This window comes from Phascolarctobacterium faecium DSM 14760, from assembly GCF_003269275.1.
Taxonomy (GTDB): domain Bacteria; phylum Bacillota; class Negativicutes; order Acidaminococcales; family Acidaminococcaceae; genus Phascolarctobacterium; species Phascolarctobacterium faecium.
In genome coordinates, this window is the sequence record NZ_QLTS01000018.1 from 1 (window position 1) to 2,641 (window position 2,641).

Annotated in this window: 3 protein-coding genes; all 3 read left to right on the forward strand. The window is 41.4% G+C overall.

What is annotated here, in order from left to right; genetic code table 11:
- Positions 1-62: 62 nt before the first annotated feature.
- Entirely contained in the window at positions 63-410 is a 348-nt protein-coding gene (locus tag C8D73_RS11120) for an OadG family protein (RefSeq protein WP_113078240.1), read from the forward strand.
- 56 nt (positions 411-466) lie between these two features.
- Positions 467-856, forward strand: coding sequence for a biotin/lipoyl-containing protein (locus tag C8D73_RS11125; protein ID WP_113078241.1), 390 nt, complete (start codon positions 467-469; stop codon positions 854-856).
- Positions 857-955: 99 nt separating this feature from the next.
- The gene (locus tag C8D73_RS11130) at positions 956-2,086 is read left to right on the forward strand and encodes a sodium ion-translocating decarboxylase subunit beta (RefSeq protein WP_113078242.1); all 1,131 of its coding nucleotides are present in this window, start codon (positions 956-958) and stop codon (positions 2,084-2,086) included.
- Positions 2,087-2,641: the final 555 nt, after the last annotated feature.

The window sequence follows — 2,641 nt, forward strand, 5'->3', positions numbered from 1 at the left end:
TCCTTTGTAATTTGCAGCTTGCAGTATAGTGCTTAATTAATTAAGAAGAATGAGGTGAAATAATGGGTCCTGTAACTACTAATCCTTGGTTGATTGCTGCTATCAATATGACCATAGTTTTTGGTGTATTGGCTATGCTGGGTTTCTTGATGAAAGTTATCTACTTTGTAGATCCTACTCGTCAAAAAAAAACAGCTAATCCAGTAGCAGCACCGGCACCTGCCGCAGCACCTGCTGCTGTTGCAGCTCCTGTGCAGGATGACAGTGAAGTAATTGCTGTTATTGCAGCAGCTGTAGCTGCTCTTGGTCATTCCGCAGAGCAAATAGCCTGCGTACGTCGTCTGCCCGAAGCAAGTTGGACACAAAATGCTCATATTGAAGCAATTAGTGTACGTAAAGAATGCTTCTAATTTGGGGTTAATAATTAATCTATTTTATTACGAGATTTTAAGGAGGATTAACATCCATGAAAAAATATACCATTACCGTTAACGGCACTGCATATGAAGTAGAAGTTGAAGATATGGGCGGCGCTGCTGCAACAGCTCCTAAAGCTGCTGCTCCTAAAGCTGCACCGGCACCTGCCGCTGCTCCCGCTCCTAAAGCTGCTGCACCGGCTCCGGCTGCAAAACCTGTTGCTGCTGGCTCTGCAACCATTTCTGCTCCTATGCCTGGTAAAGTTCTCGAAGTAAAAGTTAAAGCTGGCGACGCAGTTAAATCCGGCGACGTATTGATGATTCTCGAAGCAATGAAAATGCAAAACGAGATCATGGCTCCGGCTGACGGCACCATTTCTGACGTTCGCGTTTCCGCAGGTCAAACTGTTGGTACCGGCGACGTTATGATCGTAATGTAATTTGCGTCATAAGAAAGCAATAACTTTTATATTTAGAAGAGAGCTTATTTGTGATTGAAACTAGAAGCTCTCAAATAATTGAACATTGGGAGGATATAAATGGAAGCATTTGTAGTTGCTTTACAATCCGTATGGAATGACAGCGGTTTCTCCGCTTTCACCATGGGTAATGCTATCATGATGCTTGTTGGCATCATTCTGCTGTACCTTGCTATTGGTAAAGGCTTCGAACCATTGCTGCTGTCTCCGATCGCATTCGGCTGTTTGCTGGCAAACGTTCCTAAAACCGGTTTCGAAGATCAACCGGGTGTTATGCAGGTAATTCTTTATGGTATTCACCATGAAATTTTCCCGCCTTTGATTTTCTTAGGCGTAGGTGCAATGACAGACTTTGGTCCGTTGATTGCAAACCCGAAAACTTTGCTTTTGGGCGCTGCAGCTCAAGCAGGTGTATTTATTTCCTTGCTGGGCGCTATGATGCTCGGATTTACCGTGCAAGAAGCATCCGCTATAGGTATTATCGGTGGCGCTGATGGCCCGACTGCTATTTACCTGGCTGCAAAAATGGCTCCTAACCTGTTAGGTGCTATCGCAGTAGCTGCATATTCTTATATGTCGTTGGTTCCTTTGATCCAACCGCCTATTATGAAACTTTGCACTTCCGAAGCTGACCGTAAAATTGTTATGGCACAATTGCGTCCTGTAACTCGTTTTGAGAAAATCGTATTCCCGATTGCAACCACTATCGTTATCAGCTTGTTGCTTCCGCCTGTAACTGCCTTGATTGGTATGTTAATGCTGGGCAACTTGTTCAAAGAAGCTGGCTGCTTGGATCGTCTTTCTGACACAGCGCAAAATGCTTTGATGAACATTGTAACGATCATGCTGGCAACTGGTACTGGTTTGACTATGAAAGCTGAATCTTTCCTGAACTATCAAACCATCTTGATCATCTGCCTTGGTCTTGTTGCTTTCGCAGCTGGTACTTTTGTAGGCGTTATCTTTGGTAAAATCATGTGTGTTCTGGATGGTGGTAAAACCAATCCTCTTATCGGTTCCGCTGGTGTATCCGCAGTTCCGATGGCAGCACGTGTATCCCAAGTTGTTGGTCAAAAAGCTAACCCTTCTAACTTCCTGCTCATGCATGCTATGGGCCCGAACGTAGCTGGTGTTATCGGCACCGCAGTAGCTGCAGGCGCAATGCTTGCAATGATTGGTGCTGCTAAATAACTAAAATTGAAACAGGTGCATCTTTTATGGTGTGCCTGTTTTTTTATTATGCTAATTACCCATATATAAAGGAAATAATATGTTCATTTTAAATTTGGACATAGTTAACCTTCAACTATCAATATTTTAGTTAAATATTGCTTAAAAATCTGTTGCCTGCGCCACATAATTAAAAGTTTTTATTAAAAACTTTTAATTATGTGGCTTTTTGTTTAGATTTCATTTGCTGGCAAATAAAATTAGATGAAAAATACTTTTTTGTTATAATCTAGAAGTGAAATTTTTGTGAAAGAAATAATAAAAAAAGTGTGACCTGTGCAACAGAAAAAAAGAACGTTCCTGATTATAATTAGTGTCAGGAATTTTGGAGAACTCTTGATGAATGGCAAAAAGTACCAGTAGTCAAGATCCAAAATTTTACATCCTTATTTGTTAGGGATGTATATAAAAATGTTCTCCTAATAATGATGGAGGTGTAAGATTTGTCTACTCAAGCAAAAATTGAGAAAATGCTCAAAAAGTCCGAAGTAATTCTGGCTGCAGGCGGCGAAAAAC